Source organism: Streptomyces sp. NPDC002825 (assembly GCF_040295385.1).
In the GTDB taxonomy this organism is placed as follows: Bacteria; Actinomycetota; Actinomycetes; order Streptomycetales; family Streptomycetaceae; genus Streptomyces.
In genome coordinates this window covers 109,814-131,963 of record NZ_JBEOVH010000026.1, presented here as the reverse complement: position 1 = coordinate 131,963, position 22,150 = coordinate 109,814, and the positions used below count along the sequence as shown (strand labels likewise).

The 22,150-nt window shown below is 72.1% G+C and carries 20 protein-coding genes; 18 read left to right on the top strand and 2 right to left on the bottom strand.

Going from position 1 to position 22,150, the window contains the following annotated elements; translation table 11 throughout:
* Positions 1-157: 157 nt before the first annotated feature.
* Positions 158-658, bottom strand: coding sequence for a transcriptional regulator BldD (gene bldD, locus ABT041_RS28410; RefSeq protein WP_015032294.1), 501 nt, complete (start codon positions 656-658; stop codon positions 158-160).
* Between the two features lie 245 nt (positions 659-903).
* On the opposite strand from bldD, the gene pyrR reads away from it, so the two are divergent.
* The 14 genes from pyrR to ABT041_RS28340 all read left to right on the top strand — a co-directional run bounded on the left by pyrR (position 904) and on the right by ABT041_RS28340 (position 17,504).
* Entirely contained in the window at positions 904-1,467 is a 564-nt protein-coding gene (gene pyrR / locus ABT041_RS28405; RefSeq protein WP_351189504.1) for a bifunctional pyr operon transcriptional regulator/uracil phosphoribosyltransferase PyrR, read from the top strand.
* Positions 1,468-1,552: 85 nt separating this feature from the next.
* The gene (locus ABT041_RS28400) at positions 1,553-2,533 is read left to right on the top strand and encodes an aspartate carbamoyltransferase catalytic subunit (protein ID WP_351189501.1); all 981 of its coding nucleotides are present in this window, start codon (positions 1,553-1,555) and stop codon (positions 2,531-2,533) included.
* A 2-nt stretch (positions 2,534-2,535) separates the two neighbouring features.
* On the top strand, positions 2,536-3,822 hold the full coding sequence (locus ABT041_RS28395; protein WP_351189498.1) for a dihydroorotase: 1,287 nt from the start codon (positions 2,536-2,538) through the stop codon (positions 3,820-3,822).
* A complete protein-coding gene (locus ABT041_RS28390) occupies positions 3,819-4,391 on the top strand; it encodes a PH-like domain-containing protein (protein ID WP_351189496.1) in 573 nt (190 codons plus the stop codon). Before ABT041_RS28395 ends, ABT041_RS28390 begins: the two co-directional genes overlap by 4 nt.
* On the top strand, positions 4,388-5,530 hold the full coding sequence (gene carA, locus ABT041_RS28385; protein ID WP_351189493.1) for a glutamine-hydrolyzing carbamoyl-phosphate synthase small subunit: 1,143 nt from the start codon (positions 4,388-4,390) through the stop codon (positions 5,528-5,530). The genes ABT041_RS28390 and carA overlap by 4 nt, the downstream gene beginning before the upstream one ends.
* Positions 5,523-8,831 (top strand): carbamoyl-phosphate synthase large subunit, encoded by a 3,309-nt coding sequence (carB, locus tag ABT041_RS28380; RefSeq protein ID WP_351189490.1) that lies wholly within the window; start codon positions 5,523-5,525, stop codon positions 8,829-8,831. Before carA ends, carB begins: the two co-directional genes overlap by 8 nt.
* Before the next feature lie 69 nt (positions 8,832-8,900).
* A complete protein-coding gene (locus ABT041_RS28375) occupies positions 8,901-10,010 on the top strand; it encodes a quinone-dependent dihydroorotate dehydrogenase (RefSeq protein ID WP_351189487.1) in 1,110 nt (369 codons plus the stop codon).
* Between the two features lie 53 nt (positions 10,011-10,063).
* A complete protein-coding gene (gene pyrF, locus ABT041_RS28370) occupies positions 10,064-10,894 on the top strand; it encodes an orotidine-5'-phosphate decarboxylase (RefSeq protein WP_351189525.1) in 831 nt (276 codons plus the stop codon).
* 296 nt (positions 10,895-11,190) lie between these two features.
* Positions 11,191-11,514 carry an integration host factor gene (locus ABT041_RS28365; RefSeq protein WP_030204477.1) on the top strand — a complete coding sequence of 108 codons (324 nt, stop codon included), beginning with the start codon at positions 11,191-11,193 and terminating at the stop codon, positions 11,512-11,514.
* A 73-nt stretch (positions 11,515-11,587) separates the two neighbouring features.
* Entirely contained in the window at positions 11,588-12,151 is a 564-nt protein-coding gene (gmk, locus tag ABT041_RS28360) for a guanylate kinase (RefSeq protein WP_351189483.1), read from the top strand.
* 28 nt (positions 12,152-12,179) lie between these two features.
* Positions 12,180-12,452 (top strand): DNA-directed RNA polymerase subunit omega, encoded by a 273-nt coding sequence (gene rpoZ, locus ABT041_RS28355; protein WP_005319902.1) that lies wholly within the window; start codon positions 12,180-12,182, stop codon positions 12,450-12,452.
* A 111-nt stretch (positions 12,453-12,563) separates the two neighbouring features.
* A complete protein-coding gene (gene coaBC / locus ABT041_RS28350; protein WP_351189480.1) occupies positions 12,564-13,775 on the top strand; it encodes a bifunctional phosphopantothenoylcysteine decarboxylase/phosphopantothenate--cysteine ligase CoaBC in 1,212 nt (403 codons plus the stop codon).
* Between the two features lie 298 nt (positions 13,776-14,073).
* Entirely contained in the window at positions 14,074-15,282 is a 1,209-nt protein-coding gene (metK, locus tag ABT041_RS28345) for a methionine adenosyltransferase (protein ID WP_351189477.1), read from the top strand.
* Between the two features lie 92 nt (positions 15,283-15,374).
* Positions 15,375-17,504, top strand: a complete 2,130-nt coding sequence (locus tag ABT041_RS28340) for a primosomal protein N' (protein ID WP_351189475.1) — start codon at positions 15,375-15,377, stop codon at positions 17,502-17,504.
* Positions 17,505-17,559: 55 nt separating this feature from the next.
* Here the strand turns inward: ABT041_RS28340 and ABT041_RS28335 are convergent, their stop codons facing one another.
* Positions 17,560-18,078: a hypothetical protein gene (locus ABT041_RS28335; protein WP_351189471.1), complete on the bottom strand. Its 519-nt coding sequence runs from the start codon at positions 18,076-18,078 to the stop codon at positions 17,560-17,562.
* Between the two features lie 393 nt (positions 18,079-18,471).
* Between ABT041_RS28335 and fmt the strand changes: the two genes are divergently transcribed.
* The 4 genes from fmt (at position 18,472) to rpe (ending at position 22,055) form a co-directional block, all read left to right on the top strand.
* Entirely contained in the window at positions 18,472-19,404 is a 933-nt protein-coding gene (gene fmt / locus ABT041_RS28330) for a methionyl-tRNA formyltransferase (RefSeq protein WP_351189468.1), read from the top strand.
* 2 nt (positions 19,405-19,406) lie between these two features.
* Complete coding sequence (locus ABT041_RS28325) at positions 19,407-19,763, top strand: hypothetical protein (RefSeq protein ID WP_351189465.1); 357 nt, start codon at positions 19,407-19,409, stop codon at positions 19,761-19,763.
* 37 nt (positions 19,764-19,800) lie between these two features.
* Positions 19,801-21,222: an RsmB/NOP family class I SAM-dependent RNA methyltransferase gene (locus tag ABT041_RS28320; RefSeq protein ID WP_351189462.1), complete on the top strand. Its 1,422-nt coding sequence runs from the start codon at positions 19,801-19,803 to the stop codon at positions 21,220-21,222.
* A gap of 149 nt (positions 21,223-21,371) precedes the next feature.
* Entirely contained in the window at positions 21,372-22,055 is a 684-nt protein-coding gene (gene rpe / locus ABT041_RS28315; RefSeq protein WP_086830314.1) for a ribulose-phosphate 3-epimerase, read from the top strand.
* Positions 22,056-22,150: the final 95 nt, after the last annotated feature.

Here is a 22,150-nt window from a genome sequence, read left to right as displayed (position 1 = left end):
TATAAATACCCTCCTTTCCACACAATTTACCCCCACCCCCCCCAATCCCTATCACCTTCGCTACCCCGCCCCCCTTCTTTTAATTGGCCGGGGCCGGTGGACGTCGGATGACGTCCACGGGCCCGGCGGTACGTTTCTGCTGTGACCTCGTAAGGGGTCAGTTCTCCTCGTGGGCGACCGCGCGGCGCGCGTCAGCGTCCAGGACGCCCCAGCTGATCAGCTGCTCGGTGAGGACCGAGGGGGACTGGTCGTAGATGACGGCGAGCGTGCGCAGGTCGTCCTGACGGATCGACAGCACCTTGCCGTTGTAGTCGCCGCGCTGCGACTGGATCGTCGCCGCGTAGCGCTGGAGCGGGCCCGCCTTCTCCTGCGGGACGTGGGCCAGGCGCTCCAGATCGAGGACCAGCTTCGGCGGCGGCTCGGCGGCCCCGCCCGGGGTCGTGCCCGGCAGGAGCTCCTGCACCGGCACCCCGTAGAAGTCGGCCAGCTCGGCAAGACGCTGCACGGTCACCGCGCGGTCTCCGCGCTCGTACGAGCCGACCACGACCGCCTTCCAGCGGCCCTGGGACTTCTCCTCCACCCCGTGGAGGGACAGACCCTGCTGGGTGCGGATCGCACGGAGTTTGGCCCCGAGCTGCTTTGCGTATTCGCTGGACATAACGCTCCCGGACGCTGTGACGACATGCGGCTGCGCCGCGCGGCTGGTAACTCACTGTGAGGTTACGCAGCGTTACACCCACCCGTCAAGCCGAATGGTCCGTACCGCCCCCTCCCGGGGGACGGCGCCCGGAGGGGCGGCAGGGGTGCGCGGGAAAGGCCGCCCCACCCCTGGTAGAGTGAACGGCGCAAATCCGACGTCCTTTAAGAGCCGTCCCGTGAGGCGGAGAAGGAGGTCCGTTTTCCATGGACACTCAGCAGCACAGCGATGACGCCCGGCCCGTTCTCGAGGCCCCCGACATCGCCCGGGTCCTGACCCGCATCGCCCACGAGATCGTCGAGCGCGCCAAGGGCGCCGACGACGTGGTCCTCCTCGGCATCCCCACCCGCGGCGTCTTCCTCGCCCGCCGGCTCGCCGAGAAGCTCGAATCGATCACCGGCACCAAGATCCCGGTCGGTTCCCTCGACATCACCATGTACCGGGACGACCTGCGGCTGAAGCCGGCCCGCGCCATCGGCCGCACCGAGATCCCCGGTGACGGCCTCGACGGCCGCCTCGTCGTCCTCGTCGACGACGTCCTCTTCTCCGGACGCACCATCCGCGCCGCCCTCGACGCCCTCGGCGACATCGGCCGCCCGCGCGCCGTCCAGCTCGCGGTCCTCGTCGACCGCGGCCACCGCGAACTTCCGATCCGCGCCGACTACGTCGGAAAGAACCTCCCCACGTCGCTGCGGGAGACGGTCAAGGTGCAGCTCGCCGAGGAAGACGGTCGCGACACCGTCCTGCTCGGCTCCAAGCCCGCCTCCTAGCCGGACCGGCTTCCCCGCCGGGGCCGGGGCACACCCCTGCGCCCCCGCATGCCCGCACACCTCCCCACCACGGAGAGAAACCCCGATGATGCGTCACCTCATCTCGGCCGCCGACCTCACCCGCGACGACGCCGTCCAGATCCTCGACACCGCCGAGGAGATGGCCCGGGTGGCCGACCGGCCCATCAAGAAGCTGCCGACCCTGCGCGGCCGGACCATCTGCAACCTCTTCTTCGAGGACTCCACCCGGACCCGGATCTCCTTCGAGGCCGCCGAGAAGCGCCTCTCCGCCGACGTGATCAACTTCGCGGCCAAGGGCTCCAGCGTCTCCAAGGGCGAGTCCCTCAAGGACACCGCGCAGACCCTGGAGGCCATGGGCGTCGACGCCGTCGTCATCCGGCACAGCGCCTCCGGCGCCCCGTACCGGCTCGCCACCTCCGGCTGGATCGACGCCCCCGTCATCAACGCGGGCGACGGCACCCACCAGCACCCCACCCAGGCCCTCCTCGACGCCTTCACCATGCGCCGCCGCCTCGTCGGCCGCGACGCCGGCCTCGGCCAGGACCTCGCGGGCAAGCGCATCACCCTCGTGGGCGACGTCCTGCACAGCCGGGTCGCCCGCTCCAACGTCGACCTGCTCCACACCCTCGGCGCCGAGGTCACCCTGGTGGCCCCGCCGACCCTGGTCCCGGTCGGCGTCGAGACCTGGCCCTGCGAGGTCTCGTACGACCTCGACAGCGTGCTGCCGAAGTCCGACGCGGTCATGATGCTGCGTGTGCAGCGCGAGCGGATGAACGCCGCCTTCTTCCCGACCGAGCGCGAGTACTCGCGCCGCTACGGGCTCGACGGCGAGCGGATGGCGAAGATGCCCGAGCACGCCATCGTCATGCACCCCGGCCCGATGGTCCGCGGCATGGAGATCACCGCCGAGGTCGCCGACTCCGACCGCTGCACGGTCGTCGAGCAGGTCGCCAACGGCGTCTCCGTCCGGATGGCCGTCCTCTACCTGCTCCTGGGCGGCAACGAGTCCGCCGTCAGCCACACCCGCACCGAGGAGAACAAGTAACCATGAGCAAGACCCTTATCCGCGGTGCCAAGGTCCTCGGCGGCGAAGCCCAGGACGTCCTCATCGACGGCGAGACCATCGCCGAGGTCGGCACCGGCCTCTCCGCCGAGGGCGCGACCGTGATCGAGGCCGACGGCCAGATCCTGCTGCCCGGCCTCGTCGACCTCCACACCCACCTGCGCGAGCCCGGCCGCGAGGACTCCGAGACCGTCCTCACCGGCACCCGCGCCGCCGCCTCCGGCGGCTACACGGCCGTCTTCGCCATGGCCAACACCCACCCGGTCGCCGACACCGCCGGCGTCGTCGAGCAGGTCTACCGCCTCGGCAAGGAGTCCGGCTACTGCGACGTCCAGCCCATCGGTGCCGTCACCGTCGGCCTCGAGGGCAAGAAGCTCGCCGAGCTCGGCGCCATGCACGACTCCGCCGCCGGCGTCACCGTCTTCTCCGACGACGGCAAGTGCGTCGACGACGCCGTGATCATGCGCCGCGCGCTGGAGTACGTGAAGGCCTTCGGCGGAGTCGTCGCCCAGCACGCCCAGGAGCCCCGCCTCACCGAGGGCGCCCAGATGAACGAGGGCGTCGTCTCCGCCGAGCTCGGCCTCGGCGGCTGGCCCGCCGTCGCCGAGGAGTCGATCATCGCCCGCGACGTCCTCCTCGCCGAGCACGTCGGCTCCCGCGTCCACATCTGCCACCTCTCCACCGCCGGCTCCGTCGAGATCGTCCGCTGGGCCAAGTCCCGCGGCATCGACGTCACCGCCGAGGTCACCCCGCACCACCTCCTCCTCACGGACGAGCTGGTCCGCTCGTACAACCCCGTCTACAAGGTCAACCCGCCGCTGCGCACCGAGAAGGACGTCCTCGCCCTCCGCGAGGCGCTGGCCGACGGCACGATCGACATCGTCGCCACCGACCACGCCCCGCACCCGCACGAGGACAAGGACTGCGAGTGGGCCGCGGCCGCCATGGGCATGGTCGGCCTGGAGACCGCCCTCTCCGTCGTCCAGCAGACGATGGTCGAGACCGGCCTCCTCGACTGGGCCGGCGTCGCCGAGCGGATGTCCCACGCGCCCGCCCGCATCGGACAGGCCGAGGGCCACGGCCGCCCCGTCTCGGCTGGTGAGCCCGCGAACCTGACGCTGGTCGATCCGGCTTACCGTGGTGTCGTGGACCCCGCGGACTTCGCCTCCCGCAGCCGCAACACCCCCTACGAGGGCCGTGAGCTGCCGGGACGCGTCACCCACACCTTCCTGCGGGGCCGTGCAACGGTCGTGGACGGGAAGCTGGCGTGACACCACTCATCTCAATCGCCGCAGAGGCTGCCGAACAGAAATCGGCGGAGGTGACCGACTGGGCCGGACGGCTCGGCTGGGTCGCCGGACTGCTGCTCTTCGTCGCCTTCGTGTACTGGCTCATGCGCCAGGGCTGGAAGTGGCGCGGCAGCCTCCAGTCGGACCTCCCCGAGCTCCCCACCGCGCCGGAGAGCACCGGTGAGGCGAAACTGACTCTCAGCGGGCGCTACCACGGGTCCACGACCGCCGGGCAGTGGCTCGACCGGATCGTCGCCCACGGCCTCGGCACCCGCAGCCGCGTCGAGCTCACGCTCACCGACGCCGGGATCGAGGTCGCACGCCCCGGGGCGAACGACTTCTTCGTGTCGGCCGCCGCCCTGCGCGAGGCCCGGCTCGACAAGGGCATCGCCGGCAAGGTCCTCACCGAGGGCGGGCTCCTGATCGTCACCTGGGAGCACGGCGGCAAGCAGCTCGACTCCGGGTTCCGCTCCGACCGGGCCGCCGAGCACACGGCCTGGGTCGACACCATCAACTCCATGATCAACACGACGGAAGGCATCGCACGATGACGACCTCCACAAGGGGAGCCGCGAAGGTTCCCGCCGTACTCGTCCTGGAGGACGGCCGCATCTTCCGCGGCCGTGCCTACGGGGCCGTGGGGGAGACCTTCGGCGAGGCCGTGTTCTCCACCGGCATGACCGGCTACCAGGAGACCCTCACCGACCCGTCGTACCACCGGCAGGTCGTGGTCATGACGGCCCCGCACGTCGGCAACACCGGCGTCAACGACGAGGACCCCGAGTCCGGCCGCATCTGGGTCTCCGGCTACGTCGTCCGCGACCCCGCCCGCGTCTCCTCCAACTGGCGCTCGCAGCGCTCCCTCGACGAGGAGCTGCGCGCCCAGGGCGTCGTCGGCATCTCCGGCATCGACACCCGCGCCCTCACCCGCCACCTCCGCGAGAGCGGCGCCATGCGCGTCGGCATCTTCTCCGGCAACGCGCTCCCCGACGACGGCACCATGCTCGCCGAGGTCCGCCAGCAGCCCGAGATGAAGGGCGCGAACCTCTCCGCCGAGGTCGCCACCAAGGAGACCTACGTCGTCCCCGCGATCGGTACGAAGAAGTTCACCGTCGCCGCCGTCGACCTCGGCATCAAGGGCATGACCCCGCACCGGATGGCCGAGCGCGGCATCGAGGTCCACGTGCTGCCCGCCACCGCCACCGCCGAGGACGTCTACGCCGTCAACCCCGACGGTGTGTTCTTCTCCAACGGCCCCGGCGACCCGGCCACCGCCGACGGCCCCGTCGCCGTCATGCAGGCCGTCCTGGAGCGCAAGACGCCGCTCTTCGGCATCTGCTTCGGCAACCAGATCCTCGGCCGCGCCCTCGGCTTCGGCACCTACAAGCTGAAGTACGGCCACCGGGGCATCAACCAGCCCGTGCAGGACCGCACCACGGGCAAGGTCGAGGTCACCGCGCACAACCACGGCTTCGCCGTCGACGCGCCCCTCGACAAGGTCTCCGACACCCCCTACGGGCGTGCCGAGGTCTCCCATGTCTGCCTGAACGACCAGGTCGTCGAAGGCCTCCAGCTGCTCGACCAGCCGGCCTTCTCCGTCCAGTACCACCCCGAGGCGGCCGCGGGCCCGCACGACGCCGCGTACCTCTTCGACCGCTTCGTATCCCTGATGGAGGCCGAGCGTGCCTAAGCGCACCGATATCCAGTCCGTCCTGGTCATCGGCTCCGGCCCGATCGTCATCGGCCAGGCCGCCGAGTTCGACTACTCCGGCACCCAGGCCTGCCGCATCCTCAAGGCCGAGGGCCTGCGGGTGATCCTGGTCAACTCCAACCCGGCCACGATCATGACCGACCCGGAGATCGCCGACGCCACGTACGTCGAGCCGATCACCCCCGAGTTCGTCGAGAAGATCATCGCCAAGGAGCGCCCCGACGCGCTCCTGCCCACCCTCGGTGGCCAGACCGCGCTCAACACCGCGATCTCCATGCACGAGCAGGGCGTCCTCGAGAAGTACGGCGTCGAGCTCATCGGCGCCAACGTCGAGGCGATCCACAAGGGCGAGGACCGCGACCTCTTCAAGGGCGTCGTCGAGGCCGTCAAGGCCAAGATCGGATACGGCGAGTCCGCCCGCTCCGTCATCTGCCACTCCATGGACGACGTCCTCAAGGGCGTCGAGGAGCTCGGCGGCTACCCCGTCGTCGTCCGCCCCTCCTTCACCATGGGCGGCGCCGGCTCCGGCTTCGCCCACGACGAGGACGAGCTGCGCCGCATCGCCGGCCAGGGCCTCACGCTCTCCCCGACCACCGAGGTGCTCCTCGAGGAGTCCATCCTCGGCTGGAAGGAGTACGAGCTGGAGCTCATGCGCGACAAGCACGACAACGTCGTGGTCGTCTGCTCCATCGAGAACTTCGACCCGATGGGCGTCCACACCGGTGACTCGATCACCGTCGCCCCGGCGATGACGCTCACCGACCGCGAGTACCAGCGGCTGCGCGACATCGGCATCGCGATCATCCGCGAGGTCGGCGTCGACACCGGCGGCTGCAACATCCAGTTCGCCGTCAACCCGGACGACGGCCGGATCATCGTCATCGAGATGAACCCGCGCGTCTCCCGCTCCTCGGCGCTCGCCTCCAAGGCGACCGGCTTCCCGATCGCCAAGATCGCGGCCCGTCTCGCCGTCGGCTACACGCTCGACGAGATCCCGAACGACATCACGGAGAAGACCCCGGCGTCCTTCGAGCCCACGCTCGACTACGTCGTCGTCAAGGCCCCGCGCTTCGCCTTCGAGAAGTTCCCCTCCGCCGACTCCACGCTGACCACGACCATGAAGTCGGTCGGCGAGGCCATGGCGATCGGCCGCAACTTCACCGAGGCCCTCCAGAAGGCCCTGCGCTCCCTGGAGAAGAAGGGCTCGCAGTTCACCTTCGTCGGCGAGCCCGGCGACAAGGCGGAGCTGCTCCGCGAGTCGGTCCGCCCGACCGACGGCCGTATCAACACCGTCATGCAGGCCATCCGCGCCGGGGCCACCCCGCAGGAGGTCTTCGACGCCACGAAGATCGACCCGTGGTTCGTCGACCAGCTCTTCCTCATCAAGGAGATCGCCGACGAGCTGGCCGCCGCCGAGAAGCTCGACCCCGAGCTCCTCGCCGAGGCCAAGCGCCACGGCTTCTCCGACGCCCAGATCGCCGAGATCCGCGGCCTGCGCGAGGACGTCGTCCGCGAGGTCCGCCACGCCCTCGGCGTCCGCCCGGTCTACAAGACGGTCGACACCTGCGCCGCCGAGTTCGCCGCCAAGACCCCGTACTTCTACTCGTCCTACGACGAGGAGTCCGAGGTCGCGCCGCGCGAGAAGCCCGCCGTGATCATCCTGGGCTCCGGCCCGAACCGCATCGGCCAGGGCATCGAGTTCGACTACTCCTGCGTCCACGCCTCCTTCGCCCTGAGCGACGCCGGCTACGAGACCGTGATGGTCAACTGCAACCCGGAGACCGTCTCGACGGACTACGACACCTCCGACCGTCTGTACTTCGAGCCGCTGACGCTCGAGGACGTCCTGGAGATCGTCCACGCCGAGACCCTCGCCGGCCCGGTCGCCGGTGTCGTCGTCCAGCTCGGCGGCCAGACCCCGCTGGGTCTGTCGCAGGCGCTCAAGGACAACGGCGTGCCGGTCGTCGGCACCTCCCCGGAGGCCATCCACGCCGCCGAGGACCGCGGCGCCTTCGGCCGCGTCCTCGCCGAGGCCGGACTCCCTGCGCCGAAGCACGGCACCGCCACCACCTTCGCCGGCGCCAAGGCCATCGCCGACGAGATCGGCTACCCCGTCCTCGTACGCCCCTCGTACGTGCTCGGCGGCCGCGGCATGGAGATCGTGTACGACGAGGCCCGCCTGGAGTCGTACATCGCCGAGTCCACCGAGATCAGCCCCACCCGGCCGGTCCTGGTCGACCGCTTCCTCGACGACGCCATCGAGATCGACGTCGACGCCCTCTACGACGGCGAGGAGCTCTACCTCGGCGGCGTCATGGAGCACATCGAGGAGGCCGGCATCCACTCCGGCGACTCGGCCTGCGCCCTGCCCCCGATCACCCTCGGCGGCTTCGACATCAAGCGCCTGCGCGCCTCCACCGAGGCCATCGCCAAGGGCGTCGGCGTCCGCGGACTGATCAACATCCAGTTCGCCATGGCCGGCGACATCCTGTACGTCCTGGAGGCCAACCCGCGCGCCTCCCGGACCGTCCCCTTCACCTCGAAGGCGACCGCCGTACCGCTCGCGAAGGCCGCCGCCCGCATCTCGCTCGGCGCCACCATCGCCGAGCTGCGCGCCGAGGGCCTGCTGCCGAAGAACGGCGACGGCGGCACCCTGCCGCTCGACGCGCCGATCTCCGTCAAGGAGGCCGTGATGCCGTGGTCGCGCTTCCGCGACGTGCACGGCCGCGGCGTCGACACCGTCCTCGGCCCGGAGATGCGCTCCACCGGCGAGGTCATGGGCATCGACGCGGTCTTCGGCACGGCCTACGCCAAGTCGCAGGCCGGCGCCTACGGCCCGCTGCCCACCAAGGGCCGCGCGTTCATCTCGGTCGCCAACCGCGACAAGCGCTCGATGATCTTCCCGGCCCGCGAGCTCGTCGCCCACGGCTTCGAGCTGCTCGCCACCTCCGGCACCGCCGAGGTCCTCAAGCGCAACGGCATCAACGCCACGGTCGTCCGCAAGCTCAGCGAGGGCGAGGGCCCGAACGGCGAGAAGACGATCGTCCAGCTCATCCACGACGGCCAGGTCGACCTGATCGTCAACACCCCGTACGGCACCGGCGGCCGCCTCGACGGCTACGAGATCCGTACGGCCGCGGTGGCCCGCAGCGTCCCCTGCCTCACCACGGTCCAGGCGCTCGCCGCGGCCGTCCAGGGGATCGACGCGCTCAACCACGGCGACGTGGGCGTCCGCTCGCTCCAGGAGCACGCGGAGCACCTGACCGCGGCCCGCGACTAGCAGCCCGTACGGAGATGGGGGACACCGGCAACACCGCGGTGTCCCCCTCTTCATGACCTGGAGCCACCCATGTACAAGTTCTTCTTCGACCTCGTCTTCAAGCGCATGGACCCCGAGCAGGCCCACTACATGGCCTTCCGCTGGATCCGCCTCGCCGCCCGCACCCCGGTGCTCCGCACCTTCGTCGCCGCCGTCCTCGCGCCCCGCTTCAAGGAGCTGCGCACCGAGGCCCTCGGCCTGCGGATGCACGGCCCCTTCGGGCTCGCCGCCGGCTTCGACAAGAACGCCGTCGCCATCGACGGCATGTCGATGCTCGGCTTCGACCACGTCGAGATCGGCACCGTCACCGGCGAGGCCCAGCCCGGCAACCCCAAGAAGCGCCTCTTCCGGCTCGTCCCGGACCGCGCCCTGATCAACCGCATGGGCTTCAACAACGAGGGCTCCGCCGCCGTCGCCGAGCGCCTGGGCGCCCGCAAGGCGGTCTTCAAGACCGTCGTCGGCGTCAACATCGGCAAGACCAAGGTCGTCCCCGAGGCTGAGGCCGCCGCCGACTACGTGAAGTCCACCGAGCGCCTCGCCGCGCACGCCGACTACCTCGTCGTCAACGTCTCCTCCCCGAACACCCCCGGGCTGCGCAACCTCCAGGCCACCGAGTCCCTGCGCCCGCTGCTCACGGCCGTCCGCGAGGCCGCCGACCGCACGGTCACCGACCGCCGCGTCCCGCTCCTCGTCAAGATCGCCCCCGACCTGGCCGACGAGGACGTCGACGCGGTCGCCGACCTCGCCCTGGAGCTCGGCCTCGACGGCATCATCGCCACCAACACCACCATCGCGCGCGAGGGCCTCGGCCTGAAGTCCGACCCCGCGCTCATCAAGGAGACCGGCGGCCTGTCCGGCGCGCCCGTCAAGGAGCGCTCCCTCGCCGTCCTGCGCCGCCTCCACGCGCGCGTGGGCGACCGCCTCGTCCTGGTCGGCGTCGGCGGCATCGAGAACGCCGAGGACGCCTGGCAGCGCATCCTCGCCGGCGCCACCCTCATCCAGGGCTACAGCGCCTTCATCTACGAGGGTCCGTTCTACGCCCGCGCGATCCACAAGGGCCTCGCCGCGCGCCTCGCGGCCTCCCCGTACGCCACCCTCGCCGAGGCCGTCGGCGCCGACAACCGAAAGGCCGCCAAGTGACCGCCCTCCCGTCGCCCGACCACCGCCCCTCATCGACGCCCTCCGGGCGGCCCCTGACATTCGGCACCCGCCTGCGCACCGCGATGGACGAGCGCGGTCCGCTCTGCGTCGGCATCGACCCGCACGCCGCCCTGCTCGACTCCTGGGGCCTGACCGACGACATCGCCGGCCTGGAGCGCTTCACCTTCACCGTCGTCGAGGCCCTCGCCGAGACCGTGGCCGTCTTCAAGCCGCAGTCCGCCTTCTTCGAGCGCTTCGGCTCGCGCGGCATCGCCGTCCTGGAGCGCGCCACCGCCGATCTGCGGGCCGCGGGCGGCCTCGTCGTCATGGACGCCAAGCGCGGTGACATCGGCTCCACCATGGCCGCCTACGCGGAGACCTTCCTGCGCAAGGACTCCCCGCTCTTCTCCGACGCCCTCACGGTCTCCCCGTACCTGGGCTACGGCGCCCTGAAGCCGGCCGTCGACCTGGCCCGGGAGTCCGGCGCCGGTCTCTTCGTGCTCGCCCTCACCTCCAACCCGGAGGGCGCGGAGGTCCAGCGGGCGGTGCGCGAGGACGGCCGGACGATCGGCGCGACCATGCTCGCCCACCTCGCCGAGGAGAACGCGGGGGAGACCCCGATGGGCTCCTTCGGCGCGGTCGTCGGCGCCACCCTCGGCGACCTGTCCTCCTTCGACCTGGACATCAACGGGCCGCTCCTCGCCCCCGGCATCGGCGCCCAGGGCGCGACCCCCGCCGACCTCCCGGCGGTCTTCGGCGCCGCGGTCCGCAACGTCGTCCCGAACGTCAGCCGCGGGGTCCTCAGGAACGGACCGGACGTGGCCGCCCTGCGGGACTCGGCTCACCGCTACGCGGACGAGATCCGCGCGGCCGTCGCCGGCTGACGGGTCTCCCCGACAATCCGCAGGTCGGAGGGGCGGGGCCGCTCGACGGTGAGCTGTCTCACCACTTGACGAAATCTTGGCCCAAAACCCGGTCGTTATGCCGGAAAAGTCCTGGTCGGTCGATGCTGACCAGGACTTTTCCGCTGTTCTCGCTGACTGGAGCGGCCTCGGCCGCTAGTCTCCGGAGCAGAGCAGGCGTTCAACGGCCACGCCGTTGGCGTTGCTCCACTGGTGTGGGGCGTCCAGGTTCCTCACCGGTCCGTATCCGACAGATCGACATCCGAGGTGACGTAGGCGTGGCTCTTCCGCCCCTTACCCCTGAACAGCGCGCAGCCGCGCTCGAAAAGGCCGCCGCGGCTCGCCGGGAGCGGGCCGAGGTCAAGAATCGACTCAAGCACTCCGGCGCCTCCCTCCACGAGGTCATCAAGACGGGCCAGGAGAACGACGTCATCGGCAAGATGAAGGTCTCCGCGCTCCTTGAGTCCCTGCCCGGCGTCGGCAAGGTCCGCGCCAAGCAGATCATGGAGCGGCTCGGCATCTCCGAGAGCCGCCGCGTGCGCGGTCTCGGCTCGAACCAGATCGCCTCCCTGGAGCGCGAGTTCGGCAGCACCGGCGCCTGATCCGGAGGCCGGTCCGGCTTCCGATCCGGGACACGCGTCCCGGGCACGCCGGTAAAGCTGGAATAATCGCTGCATGGCAGCAGAGGTACGTCCGCGGCTGACCGTGCTCTCCGGCCCCTCAGGGGTCGGCAAGAGCACGGTCGTCGCTCATATGCGCAAGGTCCACTCCGAGGTCTGGCTCTCGGTGTCGGCGACGACACGGAAGCCCCGCCCCGGCGAGAAGCACGGCGTCCACTACTTCTTCGTCTCGGACGACGAGTTCGACAAGCTGATCGCCAACGGTGAGCTCCTGGAGTGGGCCGAGTTCGCGGGCAACCGCTACGGCACCCCGCGCGGCGCCGTTCTGGAGCGGCTCGACTCCGGCGAGCCCGTGCTCCTGGAGATCGACCTCCAGGGCGCCCGCCAGGTGAAGGACTCCATGCCGGAGTCCCAGCTGGTCTTCCTCGCCCCGCCGAGCTGGGAGGAGCTGGTCCGCCGGCTCACCGGCCGGGGCACCGAGTCGCCCGAGGTCATCGAGCGCCGGCTGGAGGCCGCGAAGGTCGAACTGGCCGCCGAGTCGGAGTTCGACACCACCCTCGTCAACACCTCCGTCGAGGACGTCGCACGCGAGCTGCTAACGTTGATGCACGTTGTCTGATCTTTTTTCCATCTTCGGAAGGTAGAGCGTGTCCTCTTCCATCACCGCGCCCGAGGGCATCATCAACCCGCCGATCGACGAGCTGCTCGAGGCAACCGACTCGAAGTACAGCCTCGTGATCTACGCGGCCAAGCGCGCGCGTCAGATCAACGCGTACTACTCCCAGCTCGGCGAGGGCCTGCTGGAGTACGTGGGTCCGCTCGTCGACACCCACGTCCACGAGAAGCCGCTCTCGATCGCCCTGCGCGAGATCAACGCGGGTCTGCTGACGTCCGAGGCCATCGAGGGCCCCGCGCAGTAAGCACCCAGCGCTTGTAATGCTTGTCACCTCAGGCCCGGCGGAACATCCGCCGGGCCTGTGGTGTCTCATGGATTCGTACGCAACCGAGCCTTCAGGGGAGCAGTGACAGTCGTGACCAAGCCGAAGGTGGTCCTGGGCGTCAGCGGCGGCATCGCCGCCTACAAGGCGTGCGAGCTGCTCCGCAGGCTCACCGAGTCGGGCCACGACGTGCGCGTCGTGCCCACCGACTCCGCCCTGCACTTCGTCGGCGCCGCCACCTGGTCCGCGCTCTCCGGCAACCCGGTCTCCACCGAGGTCTGGGAGACGGTCCACGAGGTCCCGCACGTGCGCATCGGCCAGGCCGCCGACCTCGTCGTCGTCGCCCCCGCCACCGCCGACATGCTCGCCAAGGCCGCCCACGGCCTCGCCGACGACCTGCTCACCAACACGCTGCTCACCGCGCGCTGTCCGGTCGTCTTCGCCCCCGCCATGCACACCGAGATGTGGGAGCACCCGGCGACCCAGGAGAACGTGGCCACGCTGCGCCGCCGCGGCGCCGTCGTCATCGAGCCCGCCGTCGGCCGCCTCACCGGCGTCGACACCGGCAAGGGCCGGCTCCCGGACCCCGGGGAGATCTTCGAGATCTGCAGGAGGATCCTCGCCCGCGGCGTGACCGCACCCGACCTCGTCGGCCGGCACGTGGTCGTCAGCGCCGGCGGCACCCGCGAGCCCCTCGACCCCGTCCGCTACCTCGGCAACCGCTCCTCCGGGAAGCAGGGCTACGCCCTCGCGAAGGCCGCGGCCGCCCGTGGCGCCCGGGTCACCCTCGTCGAGGCGAACACCGGCATCGCCGACCCGGCCGGCGTCGACGTCGTCCACGTCGGCACCGCCGTCCAGCTCCGCGAGGCCGTCCTCAAGGCCGCCGCCGACGCCGACGCGGTCGTCATGGCCGCGGCCGTCGCCGACTTCCGCCCGGCCGTCTACGCCCCCGGCAAGATCAAGAAGACGGACGACGGCGGCGCGCCCACCATCGAGCTCGTCCGCAACCCCGACATCCTCGCCGAGCTGGCCGCCGACCGCGCCCTGCCCGGCCAGGTGGTCGTCGGTTTCGCCGCCGAGACCGACGACGTCCTCGCCAACGGGCGTGCCAAGCTCCGCCGGAAGGGCTGCGACCTGCTCGTCGTCAACGAGGTGGGGGAGCGCAAGACCTTCGGCTCCGAGGAGAACGAGGCCGTCGTCCTCGCGTCGGACGGCGCCGAGACACCCGTACCGTACGGACCGAAGGAAGCGCTCGCGGAGACGGTCTGGGACCTGGTCCTGCCGCGGCTGCGCCCCACGACCTGACGGATCCGCCGTCGCTGTGGGCGGGTGGCGAGGTCGGCGTGAAGCGGCTTCCAGGCCGCGCGAAGTCGCTCCCCGGAGGTGCGAAACGCCGCCCCGGGAGTGATTTGCGCCCCACCCGTGTGGGCACGTCTGCCTTGCCGGAGAACGGTTCCGCCCGCTCACTGGTATTCGCCAGGCGAGACACCTGGTCCATTGCCCGACCACGACCGATAGACTGTTCGTGGAACGTCGCGGGGCGCAGCCCCCTGCCGGTCCGCGTCACGAGTAGCCAGCAGCCGCTGCAACCCCAGGGAGCGTTGTGTCCCGTCGTCTGTTCACCTCGGAGTCCGTCACCGAGGGCCACCCCGACAAGATCGCTGACCAGATCAGCGACACCATTCTCGACGCACTGCTGCGCGAGGACCCCACCTCGCGCGTCGCCGTCGAGACGCTGATCACCACCGGCCTGGTGCACGTCGCCGGTGAGGTGACCACCAAGGCGTGGGCGGACATCCCGACCCTCGTCCGGAACAAGATCCTCGAGATCGGTTACGACTCCTCGAAGAAGGGCTTCGACGGCGCCTCCTGCGGCGTGTCGGTGTCCATCGGATCCCAGTCCCCGGACATCGCCCAGGGTGTGGACACGGCGTACGAGAAGCGGGTCGAGGGCGACGAGGACGAGCTCGACAAGCAGGGCGCCGGCGACCAGGGCCTGATGTTCGGCTACGCGTCGGACGAGACCCCGAACCTGATGCCGCTCCCGATCGAGCTGGCCCACCGCCTTTCCCGCCGTCTCACCGAGGTCCGCAAGAACGGGACCATCCCGTACCTGCGTCCCGACGGCAAGACCCAGGTCACCATCGAGTACGACGGCGACAAGGCCGTCCGTCTCGACACGGTCGTCGTCTCCTCGCAGCACGCCTCGGACATCGACCTCGAGTCGCTGCTCGCGCCCGACATTCGCGAGTTCGTCGTCGAGCACGTGCTGAAGCAGCTCGTCGAGGACGGCATCAAGCTCGACACCGACGGCTACCGCCTGCTCGTGAACCCGACCGGCCGCTTCGAGATCGGCGGCCCGATGGGCGACGCCGGCCTCACCGGCCGCAAGATCATCATCGACACCTACGGCGGCATGGCCCGTCACGGTGGCGGCGCCTTCTCCGGCAAGGACCCGTCCAAGGTCGACCGCTCGGCCGCCTACGCCATGCGCTGGGTCGCCAAGAACGTCGTCGCCGCGGGCCTCGCCTCGCGCTGCGAGGTCCAGGTCGCCTACGCGATCGGCAAGGCCGAGCCCGTCGGTCTCTTCGTCGAGACCTTCGGCACCCACACGATCGAGACCGAGAAGATCGAGAACGCCATCGGCGAGGTCTTCGACCTCCGCCCGGCCGCGATCATCCGCGACCTCGACCTGCTCCGCCCGATCTACTCCCAGACCGCCGCCTACGGCCACTTCGGCCGTGAGCTGCCGGACTTCACCTGGGAGCGCACGGACCGCGTGGACGCCCTGAAGAAGGCCGCCGGCCTGTAATCCAGGCCTCTGGCGAAGAAGCCCGGTACCCCGAGGGGGTGCCGGGCTTCGGTCATGTCCGGCTGTCGGTGGCGTCTGGTAGGTATGGGGCTGTGAGCAGCGAGAACGAGAAGTCCGACGAGCCCGAGCAGCTCGCGCTCATCCGGGAGACCGTCCGGAAGGCGAAGGTGCCGCGGGCCAAGCCGCGGACCTGGCGGGGGGCCGCGCTGGCCAAGGAGCTGCCGGTCGCGCGGGTCGTCGTGAACAAGGGGGCGCTCCACCTCGACCAGTTCTTCGACTACGCGGTCCCCGAGGAGCTCGACGAGGTCGCCCGGCCCGGCGTGCGGGTGCGGGTGCGGTTCGGCGCGGGCGCCCACCAGGTGCGGGGCGGGCGGCGCGAGGGCGGCCGGCTCATCGACGGGTTCCTGGTGGAGCGGCGCGCCGAGTCGGACTACTCGGGGCCGCTCGCCGCGCTCGCCGACGTCGTCTCGCCCGAGCCGGTCCTCGGGCCCGAGCTGCTCGGACTCGCCCGGGCCGTCGCCGACCGGTACGCGGGAAGCCTTGCCGACGTCCTCCAGCTGGCCGTCCCGCCGCGCAACGCGACCGCCGAGCGCAAACCCTCGCCCGAGCCGCTGCCGCCGCCCCGGCCGCCGGAGCCGGGGAGCTGGACGCGGTACGAGCGCGGGCCCGCGTTCCTGGACTCCCTCGCGCGCGGCGGGGCGCCCCGGGCCGTGTGGAGCGCGCTGCCGGGGCCGTACTGGGCGCAGGAGATCGCCCGGGCCGTCGCCGCGACCCTCGCCTCCGGCCGTGGCGCGCTCGTCGTCGTCCCCGACGGGCGGGCCGCCGCCCGGGTCGACGCGGCCCTGACCGAGATCCTCGGGGAGGGCCGGCACGCGCTGCTCACCGCCGAGGCCGGCCCCGAGAAGCGGTACGCGCAGTGGCTCGCCGTGCGGCGCGGCGCCGTGCGGGCCGTCGTCGGCACCCGCGCCGCGATGTTCGCCCCCGTACGCGACCTCGGCCTCGCGGTCATCTGGGACGACGGCGACGGCAGCCACAGCGAGCCGCACGCCCCCCAGCCCCACGCGCGCGAGGTGCTGCTCTTGCGTGCCGCCCACGACCGCTGCGCCTTCCTCCTCGGCTCCACCAGCTGCACCGTCGAGGCCGCCCAGCTCGTCGAGTCCGGCTGGGCCCAGGCGCTGGACGCCGGCCGCGAGCAGGTCCGCAGGGCCGCGCCCCTGATCCGTACCGTCGGCGACGGCGAACTCGCCCGCGACGAGGCCGCCCGCGCCGCCCGGCTGCCCTCCCTCGCCTGGCAGACCGTCCGGGAGGGCCTGAAGACCGGGCCGGTGCTCGTGCAGGTCCCGCGCCGTGGATACGTACCGCGGCTGGCCTGCGAGCGCTGCCGCACGCCCGCCCGCTGCCGGCACTGCGCCGGCCCCCTGGAGGCCCCCGAGCAGCAGGAGCTGCGGTGCGGCTGGTGCGGGCGCGGCGCCCCCGACTGGCACTGCGTGGAGTGCGGCTCGACCCGGCTGCGGGCCCAGGTGGTCGGCGCCCGGCGGACGGCGGAGGAGCTCGGCCGGGCGTTCCCCGCCGTGCCCGTACGAACCTCCGGGCGTGACCACGTCCTGGACAGCGTGCCCGGGCGCCCCGCCCTCGTCGTCTCCACCCCCGGCGCCGAACCGGTCGCCGAGGGCGGCTACGCGGCCGCGCTGCTCCTCGACGGCTGGGCCATGCTCGGCCGGCCCGACCTGCGCGCGGGCGAGGAGGCGCTGCGCCGCTGGATCGACGCGGCCTCCCTCGTCCGCGGCCAGGCCGAGGGCGGCACCGTGGTCGTGGTCGCCGAACCGACCCTCAGGCCCGTCCAGGCGCTCGTCCGCTGGGACCCCGTCGGGCACGCCCGGCGGGAGCTGGCCGAGCGGGCCGAGCTGGGCTTCCCGCCCGTCTCCCGGATGGCCGCCGTGTCCGGGCCGCCGGAGGCCGTCGAGGGCTTCCTCGCGGCGGCCGGGCTCCCCGCCGACGCCGAGGTCCTCGGGCCCGTCCCGCTGCCCGTCGTCCGCGCCGGCGGGCCCCGAAGGCCGGGCGACCCGCCGCCGGGGGAGCAGTGGGAGCGGGCCCTGGTCCGGGTCCCGCCCGGCAGCGGCGCGGCCCTGGCGGCCTCGCTCAAGCAGGCCCGCGCGGGGCGGCTCGCGCGCGGCGGCGGGGATCCGGTGCGGATCCGGGTCGACCCGCCGGACATCGGCTGACACGGGAACGGCCGCCCACCCCTGCCGGGGCGGGCGGCCGTGGCGAGCTCGTGGCTCAGCCGTTGCGCGGGCCGGGGAAGGCCGGCGGGCGCGGGTCCTCGCGGAGGGCGGCGCTGCCCGAGGTGGGCTGCGGCGGCATCGAACGGGCCGCGGGGACCGAGGGGAGCGTACGGGTCACGCCCGGCTCCACCGCGTGGTCCTGCTCCACGGCCACGCCCTGCTGGGGCGAGCGCCGGGCGCCGTAGCGGCGGTGGACGGCCTGCTTGGTGACCCCGAGCGCGGAACCCACCGCGTCCCAGGAGAATCCGAGCGAGCGGTCGAAGTCGACCGCCGCGGTCACCAGGGTCTCGACACTGTCCCGCAGCTCCTGGGCGAGACGTACGGTCGGGGCGGGCGCCCGCCCGTAGACGACGAAGCCCGTCGACGGGCCGGAGCGGCGAGGGCGGTAGACATTGCCCAGCTGGGCCGTGAGCGTGCGCAGTGCGTCCACCTGCCGCCGGACCCGCTCGATGTCCCGCACCAACAGATGCAGACTTGCCCGGGCTTGGGCGTCGTGGGTTGCGTGGTCGGCCATGTGAAAGCCTCTCGAACCGGCGTTTAAGGGGGCGGGCCGCGGAGGGGGAACAGCGGCCCGATTCGGTCAATCTCTCTTGACCAACGCGCCACCGGGACTTGGGTCACGCTGCGGGGGCGTACACGCATATGCGCGGGGCGCTCGTCCTGCCGTGAGCCCCCTCGCCGGGGCGCTCGTCCTGCCGTGAGCCCCCTCGCCGGGGCGCCGGTCCTGCCGTGAGCCCTTCCTCGCCGGGGCGCCGGTCCTGCCGTGAGCCCTTCCTCGCCGGGGCGCCTCGCCCGCCGTGAGCCTTCCCTCGCCAGGGCTCACGTCCTCCGTGCGCCCGTTCCCTCCCGGCCGCCTAGACTGGTGCGCTGCCCGCAACGCCCCCGGAGAGACAGGCAGTCGCCACCCATGAAGCTCGTCTTCGCAGGCACCCCCGAGGTCGCCGTTCCCGCCCTGGACGCCCTGCTCGCCTCCGGGCGGCACGAGGTGGCCGCCGTGGTCACCCGGCCGGACGCCCCGGCGGGACGCGGGCGGCGGCTCGTCGCCAGCCCGGTGGCCCAGCGGGCGGAGGAGGCCGGGATCGAGGTCCTGAAGCCGGCCAGGCCCCGCGACGAGGAGTTCCTCGCCCGGCTGCGGGAGATCGCGCCGGACTGCTGCCCGGTCGTCGCGTACGGCGCGCTGCTGCCCAAGGTCGCCCTCGACATCCCCGCGCACGGCTGGGTCAACCTGCACTTCTCGCTGCTGCCCGCCTGGCGCGGCGCGGCGCCCGTGCAGCACTCCCTGATGGCCGGCGACCAGGTGACGGGCGCGTCGACCTTCCTCATCGAGGAGGGCCTCGACTCCGGCCCGGTCTTCGGCGTCGTCACCGAGGACATCCGCCCCACCGACACCAGCGGCGACCTGCTCACGCGGCTCGCCTTCGCGGGCGCCGGGCTGCTCTCCGCGACCATGGACGGCATCGAGGACGGCACGCTCAAGGCCGTACCGCAGCCGATCGAGGGCATCACGCTCGCCCCGAAGATCCAGGTCGAGGACGCCCAGGTCGACTTCGCCGCCCCCGCGCTCCGGGTGGACCGCGTGGTCCGCGGCTGCACCCCGGCGCCCGGCGCCTGGACGGTCTTCCGCGGCGAACGCCTCAAGCTGATCCAGGTCACCCCCCTCCCGGACCGCACCGACCTCGCCCCGGGCGAGCTCGCGGCCGGCAAGAACAACGTGTACGCGGGCACGGGCTCGTACGCCGTCGAACTCCTCTGGGTCCAGCCCCAGGGCAAGAAGCCGATGAAGGCCGCGGACTGGGCCCGCGGCGTCCGCATCGCGCCCGGTGAGCGGCTGGGCGTCTGACCGTGCTGCTGCCGCTGCCGGACGGGTCCTGGTGGGACTGGGAGGTCCGCCACTACGACGGCAGCCGGCTCACCTTGGTCGCCGGTCACGACCTCTCGTACCATCACGGGCTCGAAGTCGTCTTCACGGACCCCCTCTACGTCCGGTGCCCGATGCTCTTCTCGGACCCGGAATTCCGCGCGCCCACTCCGGAGGAATGCACGGAGGTCGCCCGCACCGTGGGCGACGAGCCGCCCGTGCTCGTCGCCTTCGAGGCAGACGGCGGGGGCACGGAGCCGGCCGTGTGCCTGATCGCGGCCGAGGGCTGGGCGGTCCGTCAGGGGCGTTTTCCCCGGCAGACGTCCGCGGACGTACGCTGAGGTTGTTCGACCCCTCATTTCGTCACGCGGAGCACCTTTGAGCGAGCAGGCACGTCGTCGTCCCCACAAGCCCTACCGGCGGCCCCAGAAGGACCCCGTGCGGATGCTCGCCTTTGAGGCGTTGAGGGCGGTGGACGAGCGGGACGCCTACGCGAACCTGGTGCTGCCGCCGCTGTTGCGGAAGGCCCGGGAGAAGGAGGGACCCGAGAAATTCGACGGGCGGGACGCGGCGCTCGCGACCGAGCTCGTGTACGGGACGCTGCGTCGGCAGGGCACGTACGACGCGATCATCGCGGCCTGCATCGACCGGCCGCTGCGCGAGGTCGACCCGCCCGTGCTCGACGTCCTGGCGCTCGGCGCGCACCAGCTGCTCGGGACCAGGATCCCCACCCACGCCGCAGTGTCCGCCAGCGTCGAGCTGGCCCGTGTGGTGCTCGGCGACGGGCGCGCCAAGTTCGTGAACGCCGTACTGCGGAAGATCTCGCAGCAGGACCTCGACGCCTGGGTCGAGCAGGTCGCCCCGCCGTACGACGAGGACGCCGAGGACCACCTCGCCGTCGTCCACTCCCACCCCCGCTGGGTCGTCTCCGCGCTCTGGGACTCCCTGGGCGGCGGCCGCGCCGGCATCGAGGACCTCCTGGAGGCGGACAACGAGCGCCCCGAGGTCACCCTCGTCGCCCGCCCCGGCCGCTCCACCACCGAGGAGCTCGCCGCCGCCACCGAGACCCTGCCGGGCCGCTGGTCGCCCTACGCCCTGCGGATGGCCGAGGGCGGCGAGCCCGGCGCCATCGAGGCCGTCAAGGAGGGCCGGGCCGGCGTCCAGGACGAGGGCAGCCAGCTCGTCGCGATCGCGCTCGCCAACGCTCCCCTGGAGGGCAGCGACTCCCGCTGGCTCGACGGCTGCGCCGGCCCCGGCGGCAAGGCCGCCCTGCTCGGCGCCCTCGCGGCCGAGCGCGGCGCCTTCCTGCTCGCCTCCGAGAAGCAGCCGCACCGCGCCCGCCTCGTCGAGCGCGCCCTGGCCGGCAACCCCGGCCCGTACCAGGTGATCGCCGCCGACGGCACCCGCCCGCCGTGGCGTCCCGGCTCCTTCGACCGCGTCCTCGTGGACGTGCCCTGCTCGGGCCTCGGCGCGCTGCGCCGCCGCCCCGAGGCCCGCTGGCGCCGTCGCCCCGAGGACCTGGACGGCTTCGCACCGCTCCAGCGCGCCCTGCTCACCGAGGCGCTCAGCGCGGTGCGCGTCGGGGGAGTGGTGGGGTACGCGACCTGCTCGCCGCACCTCGCCGAGACCCGGGTCGTCGTCGACGACGTCCTCAAGAAGACCGGCGGCGCCGAGCTGATCGACGCCCGCCCCCTGCTGCCCGGCGTCCCGGCGCTCGGCGACGGGCCGGACGTCCAGCTGTGGCCGCATCTGCACGGTACGGACGCCATGTATCTGGCGCTGCTGCGCCGGACCGCGTGAGCGACCGGGCCCGACCCCTCGATCATCTGACCGTAATCTCCCGGTCCGTCCAGGTCCCGGCCTCGTCCTTTCGTACCGAAATTGGTCTGGACCGGATTCGAAACCGCTGAGCGGCAAAGAAGTACCCAAGAACGTGGGAGGCTTGGCACATGGCGCAGATCAACCCCAGCATCCTGTCCGCGGACTTCGCCCGGCTCGCCGATGAGGCGAAGGCCGTCGGCGGCGCCGACTGGCTGCACGTCGACGTGATGGACAACCACTTCGTGCCCAACCTGACGCTGGGCGTGCCGATCGTGGAGTCGCTGGCCCGCGCCACCGACACCCCGCTCGACTGCCACCTCATGATCGAGGACCCGGACCGCTGGGCCCCGCAGTACGTGGAGGCGGGCGCCGGTTCGGTCACCTTCCACGTCGAGGCGGCCGCCGCGCCGGTCCGGCTCGCGCGCGAGATCCGGGCGAAGGGCGCCAGGGCCTCCATGGCGCTCAAGCCGGCGACGCCCATCGAGCCGTTCGAGGACCTGCTCCCCGAGCTCGACATGCTGCTCATCATGACCGTCGAGCCCGGCTTCGGCGGCCAGGCCTTCCTCGACATCATGCTGCCCAAGATCCGCCGTACCCGGGAGCTGATCTCCAAGCACGGCCTCGAGCTGTGGCTCCAGGTCGACGGCGGGGTCGCCGAGTCCACCATCGAGCGGTGCGCCGAGGCCGGCGCCGACGTCTTCGTCGCCGGTTCCGCGGTGTACGGAGCGGCGGACCCGGCCGCGGCCGTCGCCTCCCTCCGGGCCCGTGCGGAGGCCGCGACCGCGTCCGCCGCGTGGGCGTGTGGCCACTGAGCCTCCGGCGGATGAACGCGGTCCGTCGGGCCGCCGACAGGACTGATCAAGGCCCGCCGGATCTGACAGGATGAACGGCGAGTCCAGAGTGTGAA